Annotated in this window: 3 protein-coding genes and 1 pseudogene; 2 read left to right on the top strand and 2 right to left on the bottom strand. The window is 69.3% G+C overall.

Translation table 11 applies throughout. From position 1 onward, the window contains the following. Positions 1–228, bottom strand: a pseudogene (locus IJH84_RS00930) (M23 family peptidase); the annotation flags it as partial. 1,045 nt (positions 229–1,273) lie between these two features. Here IJH84_RS00930 and IJH84_RS00925 point away from each other — a divergent pair. Beyond that, positions 1,274–2,164, top strand: a complete 891-nt coding sequence (locus IJH84_RS00925; protein WP_295139086.1) for a sulfite exporter TauE/SafE family protein — start codon at positions 1,274–1,276, stop codon at positions 2,162–2,164. 591 nt (positions 2,165–2,755) lie between these two features. Here IJH84_RS00925 and IJH84_RS00920 read toward each other — a convergent pair. Then, positions 2,756–3,925 (bottom strand): NAD-dependent epimerase/dehydratase family protein, encoded by a 1,170-nt coding sequence (locus IJH84_RS00920; protein ID WP_295139083.1) that lies wholly within the window; start codon positions 3,923–3,925, stop codon positions 2,756–2,758. 345 nt (positions 3,926–4,270) lie between these two features. On the opposite strand from IJH84_RS00920, the gene IJH84_RS00915 reads away from it, so the two are divergent. Continuing rightward, positions 4,271–4,590: GtrA family protein (locus IJH84_RS00915; protein ID WP_295139080.1), on the top strand; the 320-nt coding region annotated here is incomplete at its 3' end.

Here is a 4,590-nt window from a genome sequence, read left to right as displayed (position 1 = left end):
GGCCTGCTGCTCGGCGACCGGGCGCACGGCGTGCTCCTCGGCGCCTCCGGTCGCGTTCGCGGCCAGCGGCTGGCCGATCGCGGCGAAGGCACCGACCGCGACCGCGGCCGCGGCGATCTTGTTGCCGATGGGGAACTTGTTCCCGGGCCGGGGGCGGAACGAGTTCAGCAGGGATTCGCGGAGAGCCGGCTTCGGGGTCTGACCGGTCTCCTCGCTGTGCTTGGCCATTATCGCCTTTCCGTCTTCGGGGGTGGTCCGGGCACTCCCGCCGGGGGACGCGGGTGACCTCTTCGGGGGCGAGATCTTTTCGTGACCGAACCGTGACGTTCCAGCGAAAAAGGTAGCTAAGCGTCACCAAGGGCGGCAATTCCTCACCCTTCAGCAGGAAGTACGCCTGCCGCACGCGGCTCGCACGAGCACATTTAGTGACGGGAAGAGATGACCTTCAGGTTACGCAGATGATCTAGCTGGAGGTGCTCCGGGAACCGGCCTCCGCGACGGTCCACCGAGATCGGCGACCGAGTGCACCCACCTGCCCGCGATCAGTGTTTTTCCCTGGTCAACGGCATAACGGGCGCTGCGGCCGAACGTCCGGCGAACCTGCGCCCGACCGCGCGGGGCGGCGGGCGGGCTCCGCCGGACTCGCCGGTGACCTGCGAATTCGATCAGGACGATCGATCTTGCGAGTGGGTCGTCGACCAAGGCGTCAGATCGGCGAAAGTGGCCTTGGGCACAAGTCCGACACAACCCTCGATGAAGCCGCCATGAGCGAGGCAGCGACGAGCCGTCCACAGCCTGCACCGCGGGCTCCCGCAACGATCGCCTCCGACCGCGCTCGGCGCTGAACCGGGTGATCGAGATTCCGGCGCGTGCGGGCGCGGTGACCGAACGCCGCCGGACTCCCGGACTTTGGGACGTGGCTGCCGCACGATGGGTCGATCTGGTTCACTGGCGGGCATGACGTGCGGTGACCAGTGGGGCGTGCTCGTGCAGCGCCTGCATGTGGATCTGCTGCTCGTCTGTTCATCCGGGTGTCGTCGGCGCATCCTGAGCCGTCCTGCGCTCGACCGGGTCCAGTAGCTCCCGAGTCCCAGGCCGTTCCTGCGCCCTGCCCGCGCCGCGCAGCGCCTGCCGCGCGCCGCGCGAGAACTCCGCCGCGCGCCGGGCAGAACCGCTGCGGAGGTCCGCGCCCGTCCACCACGCCCCGAAGATCCTTGCCCGAAAGATCCGGGCACTGCCGGGGCCTTCCCGAACGCCACCCCACGGAGAGAACGTGCAGACCTTCCTGATCTTCGCGCTCGGCGGGTTCATAGCCCAGCTCGTCGACGGTTCCCTCGGCATGGCCTACGGGGTGACCTCCACGACGATCCTGCTGACGGCGGGACTGAGCCCGGCGCTGGCCTCGGCCTCGGTGCACCTGGCCGAGATCGGCACGTCGGTGGCCTCCGGGGTCTCGCACTGGCGGTTCGGCAACGTGGACTGGAAGGTCGTGCTGCAGCTCGGCGTGCCGGGCGCGGTCGGGGCGTTCCTCGGTGCCACCGCGCTGAGCAACATTTCGACCGAGGCGGCCGAGCCCTGGATGTCGACGATCCTGCTGGTGCTGGGCGCCTACGTGCTGCTGCGGTTCGCGCTGCGCCCGCTGCGCAAGCGCCAATTGACCGGGGTGAGCCCGAAACTGCTGGCGCCGCTGGGCCTGGTGGCGGGTTTCGTCGACGCCACCGGCGGCGGCGGTTGGGGCCCGGTGTCCACGCCGACGTTGCTGAGCACCGGCAAGGTCGAGCCGCGCAAGATCGTCGGTTCGGTGGACACCAGCGAGTTCCTGGTGGCGATGGCCGCCAGCGTCGGGTTCCTCACCTCGCTGGCCGGCGAGCCACTGTCCTGGATGACGGTGGGCGCGCTGCTGGTCGGTGGCGTGGTGGCCGCGCCGCTGGCGGCCTACCTGGTGCGGATCGTGCCGATGCGGATGATCGGCGTCGGTGCGGGCGGGCTGATCGTGCTCACCAACGCCCGCACGCTGATCAAGGCGTTCGAGCTGCCCGCGCCGTCGGTGATCTACGCGGTGATCGTGCTGGCCTGGGTGGCGGCGCTGGTGGTCACGGTGCGCCAGATCGTGCGCGACCGGCGCGAGGAGGTTCCGGACGAGGCCGGTGAGCCGGTCGGCTGAATCGGCGGGCGTCGCTGCGCCGAACGAGTGACTGGCCGGTCGAGTCGCTGGAGCGGCCCAGTGCGGTCCCGTGCGGCTCAGTGCGGCCGGTCGGCTCGCGGCATCCGCCGGGACCGGCGGGAAAGCCAGGACCGAAAAGCTGATCATAACGCACGCAGCGTCGGGAATTACCCACGTGCCGTATCGCGCGAATCATACGAAAGGGCTACGGTCTGTGGGCCGTGTGGAAGCCCCCCGACACGCGGTAGGCGCCCCGGGTGCGAACAGGTGCTAGTGCTCGCGCCCGGGACGCCGCTCCCCGTACCGCGGCCGTCGCACGGCCGCATCGTGTTTCCGCCCGCGAGGGACGAACCGCGGCTCGCTCGGTGCCACCTCGGCGACCCCGCACCGTTGGCAGCCGTTCCGGCGAGGCGCGTTGGTTCACAGTGTGCACGCCTAATTTGGAATATTCCAGCCCTTGGGGCGCACAGTTCGAGCACAGCACCGAATCGGCGGCGTGATCGCCGGCGGCCGGGCCGGGCAAAACGCCGGCGGGCGCCCGAAACGGGCACCCGCCGGATCCGCGGAACCTCGGTCCGCTGAGCCTGCGGCTCAGCTCTCCGAACGCAGCGGGCTGGAAGCCGTCCGCCACTGCACGGTCGGGCGCATCGCGCCCAGATCGACCCGGCCGACGTGCTGCTGGGCCACCCCGAACAGCGACTCGATCAGCGTGTTCGACAGCAGGTGCGGCTGCAGGCCCAGCTCGACCAGCCCGGTGTGCACCACGTTGTAGTGGTGCTCGGACTGCTCCACCCGCGGGTTGTCCAGGTACTCGACCTCGACCGCGCCGTCGAAGCTGTTGGCCACGACCTTGGCGATCTCCTCCACCGAGAAGCTCTCGGTCATCTGGTTGAACACCCGGAACTCGCCGGCCTCGGCCGGGTTCTCCGCGGCCAGCCGGATGCACTCCACGGTGTCCCGGATGTCGATCAGCCCGCGGGTCTGCCCGCCGCTGCCGTACACCGTCAGCGGGTGCCCCAGCACCGCCTGGATCACGAACCGGTTCAGCACCGTGCCGAACACCGCGTCGTAATCGAAGCGGGTCGCCAGCCGCGGGTCGCGCAGGGTTTGCGGCGTCTCCTGGCCGTAGACCACGCCCTGGTTCAGGTCGGTCGCGCGAAGCCCCCAGATCCGGCAGGCGAACTCGATGTTGTGGCTGTCGTGCACCTTGCTGAGGTGGTAGAAGGAGCCCGGCTTCTTCGGGTACAGCATCCGGTCGGTCCGCCCCTTGTGCGTGACCTCCAGCCAGCCCTCTTCGATGTCGATGTTCGGCGTGCCGTACTCGCCCATCGTGCCCAGCTTCACCAGGTGGATCTCGGGGTCGATCTCCTGGATCGCGAACAGCACGTTGAGGTTGCCGACCACGTTGTTCTGCTGGGTGTAGACCGCGTGCTTGCGGTCGATCATCGAGTACGGCGCGGCGCGCTGCTCCGCGTAGTGCACGATGGTGTCCGGCCGGAAATCACGAACCATCTCGTAGGTGAAATCGGCATCGCACAGATCGCCGTAGTAGGACTTGATGGCTTTTCCGGACACCTCCCGCCAAGTGTCGACGCGGGACTGCATCGGCTCGATCGGCACCAGGCTCTGCACGCCCATCTCGTGGTCGTAGCCGCGCCTGGCGAAGTTGTCGGCCACCGCCACCTCGTGGCCGTGATCGGACAGGTGCAGAGCGGTCGGCCAGCCCAGGTAGCCATCGCCCCCGAGGACGAGGATTCGCACGCCTTGTTCTCCTCTACGTCATTGCGGGTGTGCCACCGGCGCCTGCGGTTCCGCCCCGGGAGCGCGAACACCGGCGGCCGCGGTCACCGGAACCCGGACTCGGCGCCGGCGACGATCGGCACGGTAGGAAACATCCTGTCGGAACGAGGTGAAGGCGCTCGTGCGGCCCGGATCCCGCCCCGAAGACATCGAAATGGTCTCATCCTTCGGCGGCGTAGCGAAGAGTCGAACCTGCCGCGGATGAGAGAGCAACGGCACTTCGCGGCACCTCGCTATCGTGCGGACACGAACCGCACCGGCAACGGCGCGGTACTCGCCGGAAAGCTGTCTGGGAAGGACGGGAAAATGCAGGCCGCGGAAACCACGGAACCCTCCGGAATGACCGGGCGGGAGCGGCGCGGCCGCTACTGGCAGCTGGTGAGCCGGTTCGCGGCCGCGTCGGTCGTGGCGACCGGGATCAGCCAGGTCGTGTTCGTCGGCTCCTACGCGGTGGGCGCCCCTGCGGTGTTCTCGACGGTGCTGGCATGGCTGGCCGGTGCGGTGCCGAACTTCGTGCTCAACCGGCGCACCTGGGGCGGCGGCGGGCGCGCGGCGCTGCGCGGGGAGATCACCCGCTACGCGGTGATGTCGGTGGGAACCGCGCTGCTGGCCGCGCTCGCCACCAG

It is taken from the genome of Saccharopolyspora sp. (genome assembly GCF_017434145.1).
Taxonomy (GTDB): Bacteria; Actinomycetota; Actinomycetes; order Mycobacteriales; family Pseudonocardiaceae; genus Saccharopolyspora_C; species Saccharopolyspora_C galaxeae.
The sequence above is the reverse complement of the archived record's forward strand: the minus strand, read 5'-3'. Positions and strand labels throughout refer to the sequence as shown.